Genomic DNA, 18,724 nt, shown 5'->3' with positions numbered 1-18,724 from the left:
GCATGTGGACAGTTCGGTGTACGTCTTCGTCGAGGACCTGCGCGGCGAGGGCGTCGAGCGGGTGCTCGACAGGATCAGCGCGTACGGCGTGGCCGGCATCACCGTCGGAGCCGTGCACCACGCCTCCCGCGACGTCACCCCGCACGGACTGTCCCGGCTCACCGTCCGGCACGACGGGGCGCACTTCGTGCCGCCGGCCGACCTGTTCGCGGGCTCCCGGCTGGCTCCGGCGCCCGGCTACGTGGACGCCTTCGACGGGCTTCGGGACGCCTGTGCGAAACGGTCGTTGAAGCTCCACGGATGGACGGTCTTCCTGCGCAACGCCACGATCGGCGCCGATCATCCGGATGTGACCGTACGCGACTGCTTCGGCGGCCGCGGCTCACTCGCCGACCTGTGCCCCGCCCACCCCGACGTGCGCGCCTACGCCGTCGCGCTGGCCCGGGCGGTGGCCCGGCTCGGGGTCGACAGCGTGGTGGCGGAGTCGCTGCACTTCAGGCCGCTCAAGCCGCAACGTTCGTTCGTGCCGCTGGGACCGATGGACGCCTACCTGTTCGGGCTCTGCTTCTGCGACTACTGCATGCGCCGCGCCACCGACCTGGGCGTGCACGCGGAGGTGGCGCGCGACGAGTGCGCCAGGATCGTCGGAGGCGTGTTCGACGGCGACCCGCCCGCGCAGGGCGAGGTGACCAGGGCGGCGCTGACCGCCTACGCCGGGCCCGACGTCGTCGCCTACGCCCGCGCGCGCTCCGAGACCGTCACCACGCTGGTGTCGGAGGTGGCGTCCGCGGTCGCCGACGAGGGCTCCAAGCTGGTGTTCATCGACTCGACCGGGGCCGTCAAGGGCTACGTGGACGGGCTGCCCACGCCCGGCCTGGCGGCGCACGACGCCTGGCAGTTCGGCGTCGATCTGGTGGCGCTGGGGGATCTCGTGCCCGCGTTCGGCGTGCTGGCCTACGCGCGGGACGCGGCGCGGGTGGCCGACGACGTGGGGGCCTACCTGCGGTCCGTGGGCAAGGATCGCGAGGTGCGGGCGGTGTTGCGGCCCGGCCATCCCGACAGCGACTCCACCGACCGGCTGGTGGCCAAGGCCCGCGCGGCGAAGGCGGCGGGGGCGGTCGCGGTGGACTTCTACGCGTACGGGCTGATGCCCCATCCGGTGCTGGACCGCATCCCGGCCGCACTGGCCGAGGCCCTTTGACCCAGGCCCTTTCGCTGGGGCCCTTTGCCCCAGGTCCTTAGGCTGGGGCCCCTTGACCCAGGCCCTTTGGCCGGGGCCTCTCGGCCGGGTTCGCCGACCGGTGGCGGGTGGTTCAGACGCCGTCGAGGATGGCCGAGACCGCCTCGCCGGCGAAGTCGTCCGTCAGGTGCAGGTCCCTGAAGACCGCTCTCATCCACACGGCTCCGGCCAGCAGGTCGACGATCAGCATCGGATCGACCGACTTCGCCAGCTCGCCCCGGCGTACCGCCCGATCGAAGATCTCGCGCTCCTTGGCGAAGCGGTCGGCGAAGAACCGGCGCACGTCCAGCTCGGGGTGCCGGACGGCGGCGCCGAGCGCGGCGACCGCGATGTCGCTGCCGGGCGGCTCGGTGAGGAGCCGCTTGATGCCCTCGACCAGCGTCACCAGGTCTCCGCGCAGGCTGCCCGTGTCAGGCGCCTCGAACCCCAGCACGTCGGCCTCCACCAGGGCCGCCCCGAGCAGGGCGGCCTTCGACGGCCACCACCGGTAGATCGTCGTCTTGTTGACGCCCGAGCGCTCGGCCACCCCCTCGACCGTCAGCCCGTCGTAGCCCTTCTCCGCGACCAGCCGCAACGTCGCATCGAAGATCTCCTGCTGCTTCCTCGGTGCCATAGGGGTCATTTTCTCCCAGCGAACGCCGTGGCCACGCCCAGGGCGAGGTAGACGACGCCGCTGACGTGCCGGAGGGTCCTGGCCCGGCTGTTGAGGCGGTTGCCGAGGGCGCCGGCCGCGCACGCGTACAGGATGTCGGAGATCGTGCCGAGGAGCAGCAGCGTGAACCCGAACACGACGACCTGGAGCGCGGGCGAGCCCGCGTCCGGGTCGACGAACTGCGGCAGGAGCGCCAGGAAGAACAGCGCGGTCTTGGGATTGAGCAGGTTGACCAGCACACCTTCGAGGAACACCCTGCGCAGCGGTTGCGGCGCGGGGGCGGCGCTCTCCTCGGGCCTGCCGGTGAACGAGCGGATCCCCAGGTAGACGAGGTAGGCGACGCCGGTCCACTTGACCACGGCGAACAGCGCGGCCGACTGCGAGATCACGTAGGTCAGGCCGGCGGCGGCGGCCGCGATGTGCACGAGCGTGCCCGCCTCCACGCCCAGCGCGCTGGCCAGGCCCGCCATCCTGCCCTGCGCGAGCCCTCGGGCGGTGATGTAGAGGTGGTTGGGGCCGGGGATGAGCACCACGGTGATCGAGGCGGTCAGGAAGAAGAGGAAAGTCGTTGGAGAGATCACGAAATACCAGCGTAAAATGAACTTGGTCTTGCGACGAAGGCCAATTTCCGGCCCGTTTTCCGGACCAATAAAATGTCGGAAGGGCGTGGCATAGTTTCTGGCGTGAACGGTCTCCTCGTCGGGCGCTCTGCTGAGCTGACCAGACTCGTGCGGGTGCTGCAGTCCGCCGCCGACGGCACGGCCGGCGTGGCGCTCGTCGGCGGTGACGCGGGCATCGGCAAGACCCGGCTGAGCACCGAGCTGGTCACGGAGGCCCGTGAGCGCGGCTTCAACGTGCTCGTCGGCCAGTGCGCCGAGCTCGGTGACGCGCTGCCCTACCTGCCCTTGGCCGACGCGCTGCGCGGCGCCGAGCCCGCCGTCCGCACGGCCGCCGCCGCCCATCCCCTGCTGGGTCAGCTCCTGCCCGGCTCGGAGAGCGCGCCCTCGACCGGGCTCACGCAGCAGCGGCTCTTCGGCTCGCTGCTCGGGCTGCTGGCCGACGTGCAGCCGGTGCTGTTCGTGATCGAGGATCTGCACTGGGCGGATCGTTCCACGCGCGACCTGCTGGTCTTCCTCAGCCGCATGGTGCAGAGCGAGCGGGTCTGCGTCGTGGGCACCTACCGCACCGACGACCTGCACCGCCGCCATCCGCTGCGCTCGGTGCTGGCCGAGCTGAAGCGCCTGCCCTCGGTGACGCACGTGGAGCTGGGGCCGCTCGGCGTCGGCGAGATGTCCGACTACGTCACCACGCTGGGCGAGGTCGACGCCCAGGAGCTGGGCCTGATCGTCACCCGCGCCGACGGCAACCCGTTCTACGCCGAGGAGCTCTTCGCGGCCTTGGCCGAGGGCGACAGCCTGCCCGACGGCCTGGCCAGCCTGCTGATGTCGCGCGTCGAGGTCCTGTCGGAGGCCGGGCAACGGGTGTTGCGGGCCGCCGCCGTGGCCGGGCGCCGGGTGGAGGACGAGCTGCTGCGGGAGGTGTCGGGGCTGCCGCTGACGGAGTTCGAGGAGGCGGCCAGGGAGATCGTCTCGCGCGGCCTGCTCAAGGTGCACGGCTTCGGCTACCAGTTCCGCCACGCGCTGCTGCAGGAGGCCGTCTACACCGACCTGCTGCCCGGCGAGCGCACCCGGCTGCACGCCGCCTTCGCCCGGCTGCTGACCTCCCCGGCCGAGCTGGCCCATCATCACCTCGCCGGTCACGACCTGGCGGGAGCGCTGGCCGCCTCCGCCGAGGCGGGGCGCGTGGCCGAGCGGCTGGGCGCGCCCGCCGAGGCCCACAGCCACTACGACCAGGCCCTGAGCCTGTGGGAGCGGGTGCCGGACGCGGCGGGGCTGGCCGGGGAGAGCCGGGGGCGGCTGGCGTTCCGCAGCGCCGTCATGGCGGCCGACAGCGGCGACAACCACCGCGCGATCGTCCAGCTCCGTGCGCTGCCCCCGACGTCCGAGGTCAGCGAGCGGCTGGCCTACTACCTCTACGAGATCGACGACCAGAAGGGCGCCGTCGTGGCGGCCGAGCGGGCCGTCGAGAGCGCCGAGGACCAGGCCGCGCTCGCCCGCGCCCTGGCCACCTACGCCCGCACGCTGCTCTGGAGCGCCCGGCACCACGAGGCGGAGGCCCTCACCATCCGGGCGTTCGAGACCGCCCGCGCCGCCGGGGCCAAGGACGCCGAGGTGGGCGCCCTGCTCACCCGGGCCACCTATGTCGAGCACCACGGCGACGTGACCAGGGCCCACGAGCTGGTCGAGACGGCCTCCGCCGAGAGCACCGGCGACCTGGCCATGGACCTGCGCGCCCGCTTCCACCACGCCCGCATCCACTACGAGCAGGGGCTGCTGGCGCAGGCGGCCGACGTGACCGACGACGGCATCCGCATGGCCATGGAGACCGGCCTCAAGTGGAGCACCTACGGCACCGACCTGCGTTTCCTGCGTTTCCTCATCCACTACGTGAGCGGTGAGTGGGATCAGGCGGAGGCGGTCGCGGCCGGCTTCCCCGCCCGGGTGGGCACGGCGCCGGAGGCGACCCTGTCGTCGTTCGCGCTCTTCATCGAGGTGGGGCGTGACCTGCCGGCCGTCGAGGGCCGGCTGAGCTGGTTGCAGCCCTTCTGGTCCGACGAGCTGGTCGTCTACATGTCCAGAGGGCTGGCCGCCGAGCACGCGCTGTGGCACGGCGACCCGGCCGCGGCGCTCGACCACGTACGCGGCGCGCTGGCGCCGCTGGTCGAGGGCGACGCGGGCACGGTGCGGCTGGCCGCCATCGGGCTGTGGGCCATGGCCGAGCTCGGCACCACCGAGGGCGCCGACGAGCTGCGCGCCCGTGCCAGGTTCGCCGTCGACTCCGGTCCGACCGGTGAGCGCGGCCATCTGGGGCCCGAGGGGGCGGCCTGGGCGGCGCGGGTGGAGGCCGAGTGGCACCGCGTGCACGGGCGGCTCGACGTGGGGTTGTGGCGGGCGGTCGTGACCGCGTTCGACTTCGGCTTCGTCTACGAGACGGCGCGGGCGCGGTGGCGGCTGGCCGAGGCGCTGCTCGCCGGGGGCGACCGGGAGGCGGCGCAGGCGGAGTGGGCGCAGGCTCGGGAGACCGCGGGCAAGCTCCGGGCGGTGCCGCTGGAGAACGCGCTGCTGGAGTTCGGGCGGCGGGCTCGGTTCGGGGGCGGCGGGCACCGGGATGGCACGCAGAAGGATGGCGGGCTGACGGCGCGGGAGGTCGAGGTGTTGCGGCTGGTCGCCGAGGGGCTGACCAACCGGGAGGTCGCGGAGCGGTTGTTCATCGCGCAGAAGACGGTCAGCGTGCACGTGTCCAACATCCTGGGCAAGCTGGAGGTGTCCACCCGGACGCAGGCGGCCGCGGCCGGGCGGGAGCGCGGCCTGCTGTCCTAGCCGGCCCGTTCAAGGCGCGGGCTGCTGGCCTGGCCGGTCTGTCCAGGGCGCGGGCTGCCGGTCCGGTCGGCCTGTCCGACGCTGTGCCTTTGGGTGGGCAGCGTGTCAGCTCGTGATGGTCAGGTCTCGCAGCAGGAAGTAGCTCGCGTGGTCGGCCTGCAGGTACGCGTGGAAGTTCGTGGCCTCGGTTTTGGCCGTCTTGTCCGCGGTGACGATCGTGACGACCACGTACTTCTTGGACGCGCCCGACTGCATCTTGCCGTACACGTACGTGCTCAGGGCCTTGTCCTTCTTCCACTTCACGCCGTCGGAGCCGCGCGCGAGGCTGGTGGCGGCGGTCTTGGCGGCCTGTTCGCTCGGGAAGGACATCATGATCTGGATCGCCTTGAGGTGGCCGCTGTAGGCCGTGTAGGCGAGCTGGATGGCGCGCTGGCAGTCGTTCTTGGCCAGCACGCCCGTGCCGTCCACCGGGTCGCAGGTGTCGTACGTCCAGCCGCCGACCTTGTTCGCCCGGTACTTCACGTCTCCGAGGCCGAAGTTCCAGTCCTCGAACTCCCCGGCGGTGAGCGGCGAGCCGGGGTCGGCGTGCTTCGTGGTCGGCTCGGGGTCGGTCGGGGTGGTGGTCGGCTCCGACGAAGCGGACGGTGTCGGGGCGCTTGATGGCTCGTTCGACTGCTGCGGTGTCGTGGGGGCGGGGGTCGGCGGCTGGGCGATCGTCGCCGAGGTCTGCTGCGGAAGGTACAGGAAGACGTACGCCCCGATGCCGCCGGCCAGGAGCAGCGCCGTCAGGCCGACGACCAGGCCGATGACCAGGGCGTTGTTGTTCTTGCGCGCGGGCGGGCGGGGGTATGGCGGGGCTGACGGGTAGGCGTGGGGCGGTGCGGAAGGTCCCGGGGGCCCGGGAGGAACGGGCGGGCTGTAGGACGGCTGCTGACCCGGCTGTGGCCCGTAGCCGGCCTGACCAGGCAGCGGGCCGTAGCCCGGTTGGCCTGGCTGCGGACCGTAGCTGGGCTGTCCAGATGGCGGGCCCCAACTGGGCTGGCCAGACGGTGGTCCGTAGCTCGTCGGTCCCGGTGGTGGCCCATAGCCGGGTCCTCCCATGGGCGGTCCGTAGCCGGTCTGTGCCGGAGAGGGCCCATGGGCGGACTGGTCGCGCGGCGCTTCGTGGCCGGTCCGGCCGAGTGGCGGCTCGTGGTCACCGTCGCCCTGGTCAGGTGGCGACTGGCTGTGGTCGCCGTCGCGCTGGTCAGGCGGCTGGCTATGGTCGGCGTCGCGCCGGCCGGGCGGTTGGTCGTAGGAGTCGGTGCGCCCGCCGGGCGGCCGGCCGTGGTCGGGGGACTGGCCGTAGTCGCTGGGGCGGGGAGCGTACGGCTCGGGTGGCGGCTGGCTGCCCTGGCCGGGCTGGGCATGTCCCTGAGGCGTGCCGGGGTGCGAGCCATGGTGGTGCTGAGGAGGGCCGTACCCCTGCGGCGGCATTCCCTGCCCCTGTTCGCCCCATGGTCCTGGTGCGTCGGGCTGGGGTGGTGGAGGCTGAGGAGGGTATGCCATAACCCCATTGTGGGGTAGCTGGATATCTTGTGCCCCAACCACCCCACAAAACGCACGTATGACCGGTCTAGGCGGTCATGTCGCAGGACTGGCGGCGGTACCGGCCGGGGGCGACGCCGTACTCCCGCTTGAAGGCGTTGCCGAACGCGAACTCGGAGCCGTACCCGACCCGCGCGGCCACCTCGGCCACCGAGGCGTCGGACTCGCGCAACAACCGGGCCGCCGAGGCCAGTCGCCACCAGGTCAGGTAGGCGAGCGGCGGCTGGCCGAGCAGGCCGGTGAAGCGGCGGGCGAAGCCGGCGCGGGACAGGCCGGCCTGGGACCCGAGCGACTCGACCGTCCAGCGGCGGGCCGGGGTGCGGTGGATGGCGTCGAGCGCGCGGCTGATGGCCGGATCGGCCAGGGCGGCGGCCCAGCCCGAGTGCTCGCAGGTCCCGTTGCCGGTGTCGAACCAGGCGCGCAGGATGTAGAGCTGGAGCATGTCCAGCAGGGAGGTCACGATGGTGTCGGCGCCCAGGCGGGGGTTGTCGATCTCGCCGCCCAGCAGCTCCACGGAGGCCCGCAGCTCGGGGTGGTGACCGAGGGTCGTGGGCAGGTGGATCACGCTGGGCAGATTGGTGAGGATCGGGTGGGCCCTGCCGGGGTCGAGCTGGTAGCCGCAGCAGAGGGTGATCGTCTCGGCCCCCTCCCCGGTGAAGGCGCCGGAGGCGAACAGCTCGGCGTCCTCGAACGGGTTGCAGGGGGAGTCGGCCAGGGGCGTGGCCGGGTCGTCGACCAGGTGGTAGCCGTCGCCGTGCGGCAGGAACACCACGTCGCCCACGCTCAGCGGGACGGGAGCGCCGTCGGCGGGCAGAAGCCAGCAGGAGCCGCGCAGGACGACCTGGATGGCGGCGGAGCCGGGCACCGGCGGAAAGGCTTGCGACCACGGGGCTCGGAACGAGATTCGGGCGGACACCGGCCGGCCGGTACGCATCAACGCGACGACGTCGCTCAGGACATCCACGGAGAAGAGTCTATATGAGGAGACTCTTGCGTATAAATCGTAGACATTGACGCATTGGTTATCTCACCGAAGGTTCCTACGGTTGGTTCCGTACTTCTTCTCCGAGAGGACCAATGACATGATCAAGGTTGGCATCATTCTGGGCAGCACCCGTCCGGGTCGTAACGGTGAGGCCGTGGCCCAGTGGGTTCACGATCTGGCGGCCAAGCGCGGCGACGCCGAGTACGAACTGGTGGACCTGAAGGACTACGCCCTGCCGCACCTGGACGAGCCGAAGATCCCGGCCATGGGCGACTACGCGCACGACCACACCAAGAAGTGGTCGGCCAAGATCTCCTCCCTCGACGCGTTCGTGTTCGTGACGCCCGAGTACAACCACTCCATCCCGGGCGCGCTCAAGGACGCCGTCGACTTCCTGTACACCGAGTGGAACAACAAGGCGGCCGGCTTCGTCGGCTACGGGGTGGACGGCGCGGTGCGGGCGGTCGAGCACCTGCGGCACGTCCTCGCCACCGCCAGCGTGGCCACCGTGGCGCACCAGGTGACGCTCTCGATCTTCACCGACTTCGAGAACGGCGCCGACTTCAAGCCGGCCGCCGCCCACGAGGACAAGCTGGGCCTCGTCCTCGACCAGGTCGTCGCCTGGGGCGGCGCCATGGGCACGCTCAGGGTGTGACGGCGTGGTGGCGCGCGTGATCCGCCGGGTCGCGGCCGTTGTGGTCGCCCTCATCATGGCGTCGGCCGGGCTCGCCCCGGCCGCCCTGGCCCGGCCCGCCGACATCCTGACCCTGCTCCAGGCCGGTGCCGGCCGACTGGACGAAGGACACGTTCTGGCAGGGGGCCGCCGACCAGCACCGGATCGTCACGGCGCTGAAGCGGATCTACGACCGTAAGTGGATCGGCACCGGCGGCAGCAAGGGCGGTCAGGCTTCCGTCATCCACCGGCGGGACTACCCGGACGACGTGGCCGGCACCGTCGCCTACGTGGCACCCAACGACATCGACGACGAGGAGGACAGCGCGTACGACCGGTTCCTGGAGACCGTGGGCAACGATCCCGCGTGCCGGACCCACGTCAAGGGCCTGGTCAGGGAGATCCTCGAACGGCGCCCGGCCATGGTGCGGCTGCTGGAGACCGCCGCGACCGCGCACGGCTGGACGTTCGACGTCGTCGGCGGTGTCGACCGGGCCTTCGAGTACTCCGTGATGGACTACGAGACCGGGTTCTGGAGCTACAACGACGAGGCGGACTGCGTGCGCCTGCCGCCGCTGGACGCCTCCGACGAGGTGCTGTTCGCCAGTTTCGACCGGGTCCTGGGTTTCCCGTTCTTCGCCGACCAGGCGCTCGCGCCGTTCGTCTCCGTCTTCTATCAGGCGGGCACCGAGATGGGCTGGCCCACGCCGTCGTACCCGCACCTGCGGCCGCTCCTGCGGTACGCGGACGGCTACGGCCCCCGGTCCTACGTGCCGCGCGACCTCCCCATGACGCTGGACCAGAGCGTGTTGCGGGACGTCGACAGGTGGGTGCGGACCCGGGGCGAGCGGCTGATGTTCGTCAACGGCGGCAACGACCCGATGACCGCGGAGCCGTACCGACTCGGGCCGGGCAGCCGTGACTCGGCCGTCTACACCGCGCCGGGCGTCAAGCACGCCTTCCTCGGCGAGGTGATCGGCAAGCTGCCACCGGGGCAGAGAGACCGGGCCGTCGCCGATCTGCGGCGCTGGGCCGGATGAGCTGAAGGCGCGACGTGGCCACCAGGCCCGTCGCGCCTTTTGCGTATTTCTCCCTATACGGGGGCCCGCTTCGAGAGCACGATCCTGAGCAACGGGACAGCTCTGGCAGGAGGGAGCAGCCGTGCCGGTGGCCTGGGGAGCCGTACGAGGACGGGTCGTCTTCGACAGCTCCCACCACCTCATGTTCGTGGAGCGGAAGCAGTCCGGGTTCTCCTGGACCGGCACCCGTTCCCTGCTGGTGACCGACCGGCCCGCCGTCTACGTGCACGACACCGGCGGCCTCGGCACCCCGGTCGTCGCGGTCCTCGACCCCGCGGCCGATCCCGACGTCACGATCGAGCTGGTCGACAAGAGCACCCGGCTGGTCGCCGACCTCCGGCTGCCGAACGGCCGGTCGGTCGAGCTGACCTCGGGCGAGCTGCCGGGCCCCGCGCTGGAGGCGCTGACCGGCCTGCGCGGCCGGCTGATGCCCGGCGCCGAGGCGACGGACTTCATCTCTCCCTGCGCGGTCTCCGTCACCCCGCACTACGAGAACGAGCCCGAGCCCGCGCCCGACGACGACGAGGACACCTCGGTGGCGACAGAGCTCGCGGCTTACGTCGTGGTCGCGGGCGGGCGGCTGCAGTTGCGCAACCGCGGCACGATCTCGTTGGAATGGCCCGTGAACCGGGTCACCGTGACTCCCGCCGGGCCGAGCGCCGTCTTGCTGCGGGGTGGCGCCCTGCTCGGCGGGCTCTTCCTGACCGGTGCGACCCTGCACCTGGTCACGCCTCTGGTACGGCGGGCCTTCCTGGCCGCCATGCGGTCCGCGGCCCCGGGACCGAGCGCCGTCGGCACCTCGGCGCCGGTGTCGCTGCGCGGTCTCGACGGGGGCCCGCGCACGGCGGACTGCGTGCTCACCGAGCACGCCCTGGAGTTCCAGTCGCCGGACACCCAGCGCGTGCTCGCGCACTTCGACCTGGGCGATCCGGCGTTGCGGATCGCCGGGACCGCCGAGCGGTTCGTGGTGTTCAGTCCCGCGCACGGGCCGGTGACCGTGCAGTGCGCGTCCGAGGTGTTCGGTCGGCGGCTGCACGAGAACGCGTGGTTGCGGGCCGCCGCCGACCGGACCCTCACGTCGGGGGTGCTGCCGGCCGAGCTGGCCGACGGGCGGCCGGTGGCGTGCGCGTTCGCGCCCGACGGCATGCGGGTCAAGGGCTCCGGGGTGAACCTGCGGATCCCGTACCAGGACATCACGAGCGTCGAAGGCGAGCCCGGCCTGCCGCGGGCGGCGATGCGGCTGACGACCGGGCGCAGCGACCTGCGGCTGGTCGCCCAGCAGGAGCTCGTCCAGGCCCTGCACACCGAGCTCAGGGCGTGGAGCAACGTGCGCGCCGGCGCGGGGCGGATCCCGGACATGTTGCGGGCCGCCGTCGGGTTGGAGGAGGACTACCTGCTCTACACGGTGTTCGGGCCGTTCTACGAACTGCACGCGGCGCTGCTCGGCGACGCGGAGGGCGGCCTGGCCACGCCCCTCACGCTGCCCGGCACCACGGAGGAGCGCACGCGCGTCGCGGCCGTCCTGCAGGTCGGCCTGGGGGAGTTGCAGGCTCACCTCGACCAGGTCGGGTACGTGCTGCCCGCCTTCCTGCGGCACCGCGACGCGCAACTCCTCGCGCCGGTGACGGGCGGGACCGAGCCGGACTGGCTGAAGGCGGGCGAGGCCCGGCTGCGTGCCGCCTTCGTCCCGGTCCAGCGGGCCGCCGCGGAGACCGGGCAGCTCGCCGCGCTGCTCGCCCGGGTGATGGACCTCGACCCGGACGCGCTGCCGAAGGTCAGCTACGCCGGGGCGGCGCTCTCCTTCGGGGCCGCGGCGCTGCTGAACCCGGTGTTCGCGGTGTCGGGGATCTCACAGGCGTACTCGTCACGCGCGCAGGGGGAGCAGCGCAAGGCGCAGGTCACCGCGCAGTCCGAGCGCGGCTGGACGCTCGTCCTCGACCGCTGGAACGCCCTCGTCGGCACCTCGCTGCCGGTCCTCGGGTACGTCGTGACGGAGAACGTGTTCGCCCTGCGCTGGGAGGCCGCCCGCCGCATCGGCCAGGAGTTGCGCACCGCCCCGGAGGCCGCCAGGACGCCGGTGCTCAGAGCGGTGGCCCGCCGCCTGGCCACGCTGGACGTGATGCGCCGCTATCCGGGCGGCGCGGGGGTGCGGCTGCGGCGCGGCGAGATCGCCGACCACCTGCGGGCCGCCCGCGAGACCGTCCGCACCCCCCGATTCCTCGACTTCTGACAAGGATCCAGCGTCATGTCCCTTTTCACCAGCCAGTTCGACCAGGCTCGCGAGGCGGCGCGGGAGTACGCGGGAGACGCCTCGGAGACCCGCTTCTGGATCCCGGCCGCCGCCGCGGTGGCGGGTGCCGCCGCCCTGACCGCCGTGGACGCCGCGGCCACGGAGGGTCCGGCGGAATGGGGCGCCGGCTGGGACGACGGCTGGCACGCCGTCGCGGCGCCACCCGAGGACGCCGGCGCCGCCGTGGACGACGGGGGCGCGTGGTCGCATCGCGGCGACTACACCGACGCCTCGGTCGGCGGCGACGGCGACTTCTTCTACTTCATCGACGGCGACAGCAGCCTGACCATCGGTTGACCGAACCCCGACGCACCACCTGATCGTTCGAACTGCTCGACCGCGCACAGCGCAAATCCACTTGCGAACTGCTGGCCGAGCCGCTGTTCGCGCCGAATTTCTCGCGCAGTTCGGCAGCTCTGGGCGTTTTCTGGGCGAGGAGGTGGGCATTTTATGGGCATGAGTGGGAGGCTCGATGCCATGACGCCCTTGGGCACTCTTACCGATGAGACGCTGACCAACGACGTGCGGGCGCTACTGCGCGCTGGACTGCCGATCCTCCTGCAGCAGTGCGGTCCCGCGCTGCTGGAGCTGTCCGGCGTGCGGGCCGGCGCCGACGATTCGGCCGGACGGGTGCGTGCGCTGGACGCTTCGCTGCGAGAGCAGCTCGACCGGCTGGAGCACCGCGATCTAGCCGCCGCGGCACGGTTGTTGTTCGGGGCCGACGCTTCGACCACTGGTGCCACACTGACCGCCAGGCGGGCGGCGGCCGCAGCCGCCGCCGGGTACGAGGTGCACCACTTCCGCAAGCGCATTGAGCCCAAGCTGGCCGGCTTGGTGGCGTGGCAGCTACGCCGGGCCAGCGAGGAAGCGGCCTCGCGCGCCGTCCCGCCCCAACTTCGGACAGGGGCCGGGCGGCCGGTGCTGCCGGCCGACGTGTTCGCCTGGGAGTCCGCCGAGCACCAGCAGGCTCTGGCCACGCTCTGGGGAACGGCCTACCTGCTCCGTGCCGAACTGCTGACCGTCGCCCGGCTGGTGAGCATGGACGCCTCCGGTGCCGAACTTGTCCAGGCGTGCGGCGTGGCGTTGTGGCGGCACGCGGCGGTCTTGCGCGCCGCGCGCACCTATCGCGCCGCCTACGGCTCAGTGCTGCTGCCCGCGGGCGCGGAACCAGGCAGCGACGTGGGTCCCGACCAGATCGCCGCCTCGGCGGGCTGGACACCCCCGCTCACTCCGACCCAGGACCTGCTGCTCGCCGAACTCGCCGACCCCGGCCAGGGGCTCGCCGACTTCACCGCCCGGCTGGACGCGGCCGCAGGCGGAAGTGCGCTCGCCGCCGCCTGGCAGCGCACGCTGACCGGCCGCGACGGCGGCCCCGCAGAGGAGACCCCATGAGTCTTGATCAACTACTCAATCCGAACACTTCGCCCCGCCGCTACGTCGTCACCGGCGGCCCCTCTGCGGGAAAAGAGGCGATTTTCACCGAGCTGGCCGCTCGCGGCATCCCGCACACTGAGGGCGAACCCGCCCGGGAGATCTACCGTAAGCACCGCGACCGGCTCGGCCGTCACTTGCAAGTCGGCGACCGGCGCGCCTACTCCCGCGACGTGCTGGAGGCGTTCGTCGCCGAATACTGCGACCACACCGCGGGCCTGCGCTTCTACAACCGCGGCATCCCCGACGGCTACGGCTGGGACGCCTTCTTCGGCTTGGGCCCCTATACCGAGCTGGAGCAGGCCGCGCGCGTCTACCGCTACGACGCGGTGTTCATCCTGGACGCCCTGGACGACTTCAACTCAGCCGATGACCTGGTCTGGGCCAAGGAACGCGAGATCCGCCGCGTTCACGAACTCATCATCCAGGGCTACTACGACGCCGGATACCGGCCCATCTTCGTGCCCGCCGACGACGCCGGCCGCCGGGTCGACTTCATCCTCGCTCAACTCCCCGTCCCCGTCATGTGACCCGAGAGGCCACTGATGAACCGCGGCGACAGCCGAGCCGGCACCGGTGTACCGATCATCAGCCCGAACAACGTCCTGGCCAACGCCATGCTCCGCAGCGTCGACATGGTCCGTCCACGCCTGCAGGCCACCAACCCCGACCGGGTCGCCTTCTGTGTCGGCACCCAGATCAACGGCGCCCCGCACCTGGGCACCTCCCTCGTGCACACAGCGGCCTTCCTGCTGGCCAAGGCGACCAAGCGCACCTTCAACGTGGACGCCATCGTCCGCTTCGGCGCCCTGGACAACGCCCCGTACGACATCCGGCTCGACCCCGAAACCCACCACGCCTACCAGCAGACCTACCACCACGCCCTCGGCGCCGAGGGCGTGCGGGAGCTGCTGGGCAAGTACTACCACAGCCTGTTCGACTCCCTGGCCGACGCCACCGGGGTGGACTACGAGGTGGAGACCTACACCGCCCAGCAGAACGATCCCGCCTTCCGGCATGAGTTCCTGGCCACGCTCGGCCGGCTGGAGCAGATCCGCTGGCCGCTGGCCCCCTCCCACGGCCAGGTGCACCTGCGCCTGCCTTGTCCCGACTGCGGCTGGGCGGAGAAGCGCGCTGAGCGGACCAAGTTGGTGCGGGCGGGCTCGGGCGGCGCCGACTTCGCCGTGGTGTGCACCGACCACGGCCCCTACCAGGTGAGCGTGACCGCCGACACGGGCGCCTACCTGGACCTGGCCACGCTGTATCGCAACCTGGTCAAGGAGCGCATGGCCATGCGCGACCCGGTCACGCTGTCGGTCATGGTCAAAGGTGGCGACTGGGCGTATGGCTGCCAGTTGGTGGACGAGGCCTTCGCGCTGCTGCCCGGCCTAGCCCCGCCGCCACGCATCTTCACCCCGATGGTGCTTACTGACACCGGCGCCAAACTGTCCAAATCGCTCATCCGCGACGGCAAGGTGCCGCCACCGCCCGGCACTCGTGACTGGATGCTCGACATCACCACCTGGCCCGGCGACGTCGACTCCTTCGTCGACGCCATGGTCTGGCTCGTCGGCCGCATGCTCGCCGATCCCAAGCATTTCTACCGCAGCTATACAACCCAAGAATTGGACCGCATCATGACCGCCCGCCCCGCGAGCTCCACGGGCGTGCGCGCCCGCGAGATGAACCTCTACCGCCGCTACTTCGACCTGGTCGCAGGAGGCCGCAAGACCATCGAGGTCCGCGTCCAGTACCCGAACCTGCGCAACCTCAAGGCCGGCGACCACATCCGCTTCGTCTGCGGGCGCGACGACGCCCTCACCCGCGTCAAACGCGTGGCCCGCTATGCCAGCTTCGAGGAAATGCTGGAGGTTGAAGGCGCGGCCAACGTCAACCCCGACAGCCCCCGCGAGCAGCAATTGGCGAACATCCGCCGCATCTACGGCCCCGAGAAGGAAGCCCTCGGCGTGCTCGCCATCGAGATCGAACTCATCGAACCCAGCGTGCCTTGACCTCGGCTTGACGTGGGGAAAATCGGGTCCGGGATCGCCGTGGGGGCCGCCTTCCGCGCCTGCCGGCGGCGAAGATCGGCCGCTCCTGGGACATTGGCCGCTGCCGGGGTAGGAGTGGAGGGCGCACGGTAGTCCGCAGGGGGAGGTGCGCTATGAAACCCTTCGGTTCAGCCATCCGGTACGCACGCAGATACCGGTTGGACGGCAATCCACTGCGTCGCCGTACCGATCGTCTGGAAACCTGCGCCGTGATGCTGGCGGTGCTCCTGGTGTCGGTCAGTGTCTGGCCCGCGATCCTGGCCGGTCGGCTGGCCTACCAGGACGCGCTGGCCGACAGCCGGGTCGGGCCCGGCGCGCGGCAGCAGGTGACGGCGACGCTGATGACGGAGGTCCCGCGTGCCCGGGTGACCTTCGGCAGCGAGGCGGCCGTGCAGGCGCCACCGGTCCTGGCGCGCTGGACGGCTCCGGACGGTGTGGTGCACACCGGTTATGTGCCGGTTTCGCAGCCGGCCGCCGCAGGCTCCACGACGCGGATCTGGATCGATCCGAGCGGGATGCCCACCTCGCCGCCCACCGCCGCCTCGATGGTCACGGTCAAGGGCGTCGGCATGGGGGCCTTCGTGGTCTCGATGACGATGTTGCTGGTGTTCACGATGCTCAGGGTGTTCAGGTGGCTGGTGGACCGCCGTCGATACCGCGCCTGGGACAGGGCCTGGGAGCGGGCCGACGAGCTCTGGCACCGCCCGAGGCGGTCATGACTCAGTGAGCGTCGGCTGATCGTCGGCGAGACGTACGGGTCCCGGTGCCACCTCTGGCAGGCTGAAGGCCATGAGGTACGGGATCCGCGAGTTCGAGCTGACGCTGATGCACCGCATGCGCGACCTCAACCCCGCGCGGGTGGAGGACGCGCTCGGTGACATGGGCGCGTCGCGGGCCGAGCTGCGGGCCGCGCACACGCTGTGGACGCGGATGGCCCACGCCCCGGGGGCACCCAAGGGGATGGCGGGGTTGCGGAGGTTGATCGGCCCGCCGTCCTACCAGGGCTCGCAGCCGTTCGGCAGCCTGACCTGCCGGGTGGCCCGGTGGGCGCTGCCGTCCTGGCCGGGGCTGGAGTTCGAGATGCTGACCGGTCCGGACGGCGCGGTGTGGAACCAGTGGTTCGTCCGGCCGGGCGGGGACACCCCGCTGGGCTTCGCGGAGCTGGTCCCCTGGCGGTGCGTGGTGGCCGACGTCGGGACGAGTTTTCCGGGGGCCGTACATGGCGAGGGCGGGGCGCCGCAGCACTGGCTGGTCGATTTCGACCACGAGGGCGTGAAATATCGGGCTCGGTTCGTGTACGGCCTCTACCAGCGGCTCGATCGTGTCTGAGGCACGCCGGCGCGTGAGACGCGATCCGGCCGGCCGCGTGAAACGGGAGCCGACCCGGCGCGCGTGAGACGCGATCCGGCCGGTGTGATCAGGCCGGTGTGGTCAGGGCGGTGTGGTCAGGGTGGTGTGATCAGGGTGGGCCCAGCCACGTGGTGAGGGCTTCGCCGGCGGCGCGGGCCTGCGTGTCGTCGGTGGCCCAGGCCACGTAGCCGTCCGGGCGCACCAGCATCGCCGCGGGCAGGCCGCCGGACTGCCCGGCCAGGGTGGAGACGCGGCCGGCGTACTCCTTCTCGGTCAGGGTCGCGGCGATGCCGGCGGGCGTGGTGTCGACCATGACGAACCGTCCTGGGCGCAGCGCCTCGGCCAGCCGGACGCCGGCCGGCGTCACGTCCGGCGCGTACGTGCCGGCCAGCCGGTGCGGGTGGTCACCGCGCGCGGCGCCGTGCAGGAAGGAGATGGAGCGGTGGTAGCCGTCCCCGAACGGGATGAGCAACTGGATCCCCGCCGGAGTGGCCCGGCCGAACAGCACCTCACTGGGCGGATCGGACAGGCGCACGTCGGCCAGCAGCAGGTTGACGTCGTAGCGCTTGCCCACGAACCGGGCGCCCACCTGCTCGCGGACGACGCTGTGCGCGCCGTCGCAGCCGACGACGTAGGCGGCCCGCTCGACCCGCTCGGCACCGGCGGCACTCCGCACGCGCAGCTCCACGCCGTCGCCGTCCTGGGTGAGCCGGACGACCTCGGCATCGCGGACGAGGTCCACGCCCAGCTCGCGGCACCGGTCTTCGAGTACGCCCTCGGTGCCGCTCTGGGGCACGATGAGCATGAAGTTGAAGCGGCTGTCCAGCTTCGTGAAGTCGACGTAGACGCCCACGTTCGCCTGGGCCTTGGGCACCTTGTTGCCCCGGCGGATCACCTCCTCCGCGAGCCCCCGGGAGTCGAGGAGATCCAGGGTCCTGGCGCTCACGCCGAAGGCCCGGGTGATGTTGGGCGCGTCGGCGCGCTTCTCCAGCACCGTGCAGGGGACGCCGGCCAGGGCCAGCTCGGCGGCGAGGGCCAGGCCGGTGGGTCCTGCGCCGACGACGATCACACGCTCAGGGGCCATCAGAGGCCTCCCAGGTTGAGGGATCGTTGGGTAGTGCCACCTGAACCGCCGCCGGATCGGGGACCAGGCCCCATGGTCAGCCGATCATGCCGCCCAGGCGGCCTTCCAGCATCAGCAGCAGCTCGGCCAGCAGCTCGGCGAGTTGCCGCTCGCGTTCGTCCGGCAGACCCTCCAGCAAGGTCGTCTCGTACGCCAGTTGCTCGGGCATCAGCCGCGCGATGAAGCTCCTGCCGTGCTCGGTGAGCGACAGGTGGGCCACGCGCCGGTCCCGGTCGTCGACGCGGCGGGCGACCAGGCCGATCTCCTCCAGGCGCTTGACGCGCTTGGTCACCGCGGCGCCCGAGGCGAACGTCTCGCGGGCCAGCCTGCCCGGCGTCAGCTCACCGCCCACCCGGAGCAGGGCGCAGAGCAGGTCGAACTCCGCGCGGTTCACCCCGGAGCGGCCGAGCGGGGCGTCGGTGGCCTGCTGGAGCAGGGCGGAGCACCGGTTGAGCCGGCCGATGACGGCGATGGTGTCGAGGTCGGCGTCGGGAAGGACCTGCCGCCACTGGCGCAGCGCGATCGCCACGGCGTCCTCCACGTGCTCGGTCCCTCCTGTGTCGCGGTCTTCGATGGCTCCGATCGTACGCGCCGGCGCACCCAGGCCGGGCGGCCAGCGCGACGAGTCGGTACAGCGGGGCTGGCCGGCAAACGCGACGAGTCGGCGCACCCGGTCCGGGTGGCCAGCGCGGCGCGCCGGCGCAGCGGGCTTCAGGGTCAGGCGGTCAGGGTCAGGCGGTCAGGGTCAGGCGGTCAGGGTCAGGCGGTCAGGGTCAGGCGGTCAGGGTCAGGCGGTCAGGGTCAGGCGGTCAGGGTCAGGCGG

17 protein-coding genes are annotated in these 18,724 nt (G+C 71.8%); 11 read left to right on the top strand and 6 right to left on the bottom strand.

Going from position 1 to position 18,724, the window contains the following annotated elements:
- Positions 1-4 precede the first annotated feature (4 nt).
- Positions 5-1,201 (top strand): hypothetical protein, encoded by a 1,197-nt coding sequence (locus ACWD0F_RS01240; RefSeq protein ID WP_449871567.1) that lies wholly within the window; start codon positions 5-7, stop codon positions 1,199-1,201.
- A gap of 112 nt (positions 1,202-1,313) precedes the next feature.
- On the opposite strand, the gene ACWD0F_RS01235 is transcribed toward ACWD0F_RS01240, so the two are convergent.
- On the bottom strand, positions 1,314-1,853 hold the full coding sequence (locus ACWD0F_RS01235) for a TetR/AcrR family transcriptional regulator (RefSeq protein ID WP_449871565.1): 540 nt from the start codon (positions 1,851-1,853) through the stop codon (positions 1,314-1,316).
- Positions 1,854-1,858: 5 nt separating this feature from the next.
- Positions 1,859-2,473, bottom strand: a complete 615-nt coding sequence (locus ACWD0F_RS01230) for a LysE family translocator (RefSeq protein WP_449871563.1) — start codon at positions 2,471-2,473, stop codon at positions 1,859-1,861.
- Between the two features lie 102 nt (positions 2,474-2,575).
- On the opposite strand from ACWD0F_RS01230, the gene ACWD0F_RS01225 reads away from it, so the two are divergent.
- The gene (locus ACWD0F_RS01225) at positions 2,576-5,332 is read left to right on the top strand and encodes a helix-turn-helix transcriptional regulator (protein WP_449871561.1); all 2,757 of its coding nucleotides are present in this window, start codon (positions 2,576-2,578) and stop codon (positions 5,330-5,332) included.
- Between the two features lie 105 nt (positions 5,333-5,437).
- Here ACWD0F_RS01225 and ACWD0F_RS01220 read toward each other — a convergent pair whose 3' ends face one another.
- Both ACWD0F_RS01220 and ACWD0F_RS01215 read right to left on the bottom strand, forming a co-directional pair.
- Positions 5,438-6,808: a hypothetical protein gene (locus tag ACWD0F_RS01220; protein ID WP_449871559.1), complete on the bottom strand. Its 1,371-nt coding sequence runs from the start codon at positions 6,806-6,808 to the stop codon at positions 5,438-5,440.
- A gap of 139 nt (positions 6,809-6,947) precedes the next feature.
- Positions 6,948-7,883, bottom strand: a complete 936-nt coding sequence (locus tag ACWD0F_RS01215; protein WP_449871557.1) for an AraC family transcriptional regulator — start codon at positions 7,881-7,883, stop codon at positions 6,948-6,950.
- A gap of 118 nt (positions 7,884-8,001) precedes the next feature.
- Between ACWD0F_RS01215 and ACWD0F_RS01210 the strand changes: the two genes are divergently transcribed.
- From ACWD0F_RS01210 to ACWD0F_RS01170, 9 genes are all read left to right on the top strand, one after another.
- The gene (locus tag ACWD0F_RS01210) at positions 8,002-8,559 is read left to right on the top strand and encodes an NADPH-dependent FMN reductase (RefSeq protein ID WP_449871555.1); all 558 of its coding nucleotides are present in this window, start codon (positions 8,002-8,004) and stop codon (positions 8,557-8,559) included.
- Between the two features lie 125 nt (positions 8,560-8,684).
- A complete protein-coding gene (locus ACWD0F_RS01205; protein WP_449871553.1) occupies positions 8,685-9,617 on the top strand; it encodes a hypothetical protein in 933 nt (310 codons plus the stop codon).
- Positions 9,618-9,738: 121 nt separating this feature from the next.
- A complete protein-coding gene (locus ACWD0F_RS01200) occupies positions 9,739-11,886 on the top strand; it encodes a hypothetical protein (RefSeq protein WP_449871552.1) in 2,148 nt (715 codons plus the stop codon).
- Between the two features lie 15 nt (positions 11,887-11,901).
- On the top strand, positions 11,902-12,243 hold the full coding sequence (locus tag ACWD0F_RS01195) for a hypothetical protein (RefSeq protein ID WP_449871551.1): 342 nt from the start codon (positions 11,902-11,904) through the stop codon (positions 12,241-12,243).
- A 189-nt stretch (positions 12,244-12,432) separates the two neighbouring features.
- The gene (locus ACWD0F_RS01190) at positions 12,433-13,338 is read left to right on the top strand and encodes a hypothetical protein (RefSeq protein ID WP_449871549.1); all 906 of its coding nucleotides are present in this window, start codon (positions 12,433-12,435) and stop codon (positions 13,336-13,338) included.
- Positions 13,335-13,907 (top strand): AAA family ATPase, encoded by a 573-nt coding sequence (locus tag ACWD0F_RS01185; RefSeq protein WP_449871547.1) that lies wholly within the window; start codon positions 13,335-13,337, stop codon positions 13,905-13,907. The genes ACWD0F_RS01190 and ACWD0F_RS01185 overlap by 4 nt, the downstream gene beginning before the upstream one ends.
- A 15-nt stretch (positions 13,908-13,922) precedes the next feature.
- The gene (locus tag ACWD0F_RS01180; protein ID WP_449871545.1) at positions 13,923-15,389 is read left to right on the top strand and encodes an ASCH domain-containing protein; all 1,467 of its coding nucleotides are present in this window, start codon (positions 13,923-13,925) and stop codon (positions 15,387-15,389) included.
- A gap of 152 nt (positions 15,390-15,541) precedes the next feature.
- The gene (locus ACWD0F_RS01175; protein WP_449871543.1) at positions 15,542-16,147 is read left to right on the top strand and encodes an Rv1733c family protein; all 606 of its coding nucleotides are present in this window, start codon (positions 15,542-15,544) and stop codon (positions 16,145-16,147) included.
- Between the two features lie 70 nt (positions 16,148-16,217).
- Positions 16,218-16,757, top strand: coding sequence for a hypothetical protein (locus ACWD0F_RS01170; RefSeq protein ID WP_449871541.1), 540 nt, complete (start codon positions 16,218-16,220; stop codon positions 16,755-16,757).
- Between the two features lie 130 nt (positions 16,758-16,887).
- Here the strand turns inward: ACWD0F_RS01170 and ACWD0F_RS01165 are convergent, their stop codons facing one another.
- Both ACWD0F_RS01165 and ACWD0F_RS01160 read right to left on the bottom strand, forming a co-directional pair.
- Positions 16,888-17,862, bottom strand: coding sequence for an FAD-dependent monooxygenase (locus ACWD0F_RS01165; RefSeq protein WP_449871539.1), 975 nt, complete (start codon positions 17,860-17,862; stop codon positions 16,888-16,890).
- A 76-nt stretch (positions 17,863-17,938) separates the two neighbouring features.
- A complete protein-coding gene (locus ACWD0F_RS01160; RefSeq protein ID WP_449871537.1) occupies positions 17,939-18,442 on the bottom strand; it encodes a MarR family winged helix-turn-helix transcriptional regulator in 504 nt (167 codons plus the stop codon).
- Between the last annotated feature and the right edge of the window lie 282 nt (positions 18,443-18,724).

It is taken from the genome of Nonomuraea sp. NPDC002799 (assembly GCF_053592075.1).
This window is presented reverse-complemented; position numbering and strand designations above follow the sequence as displayed.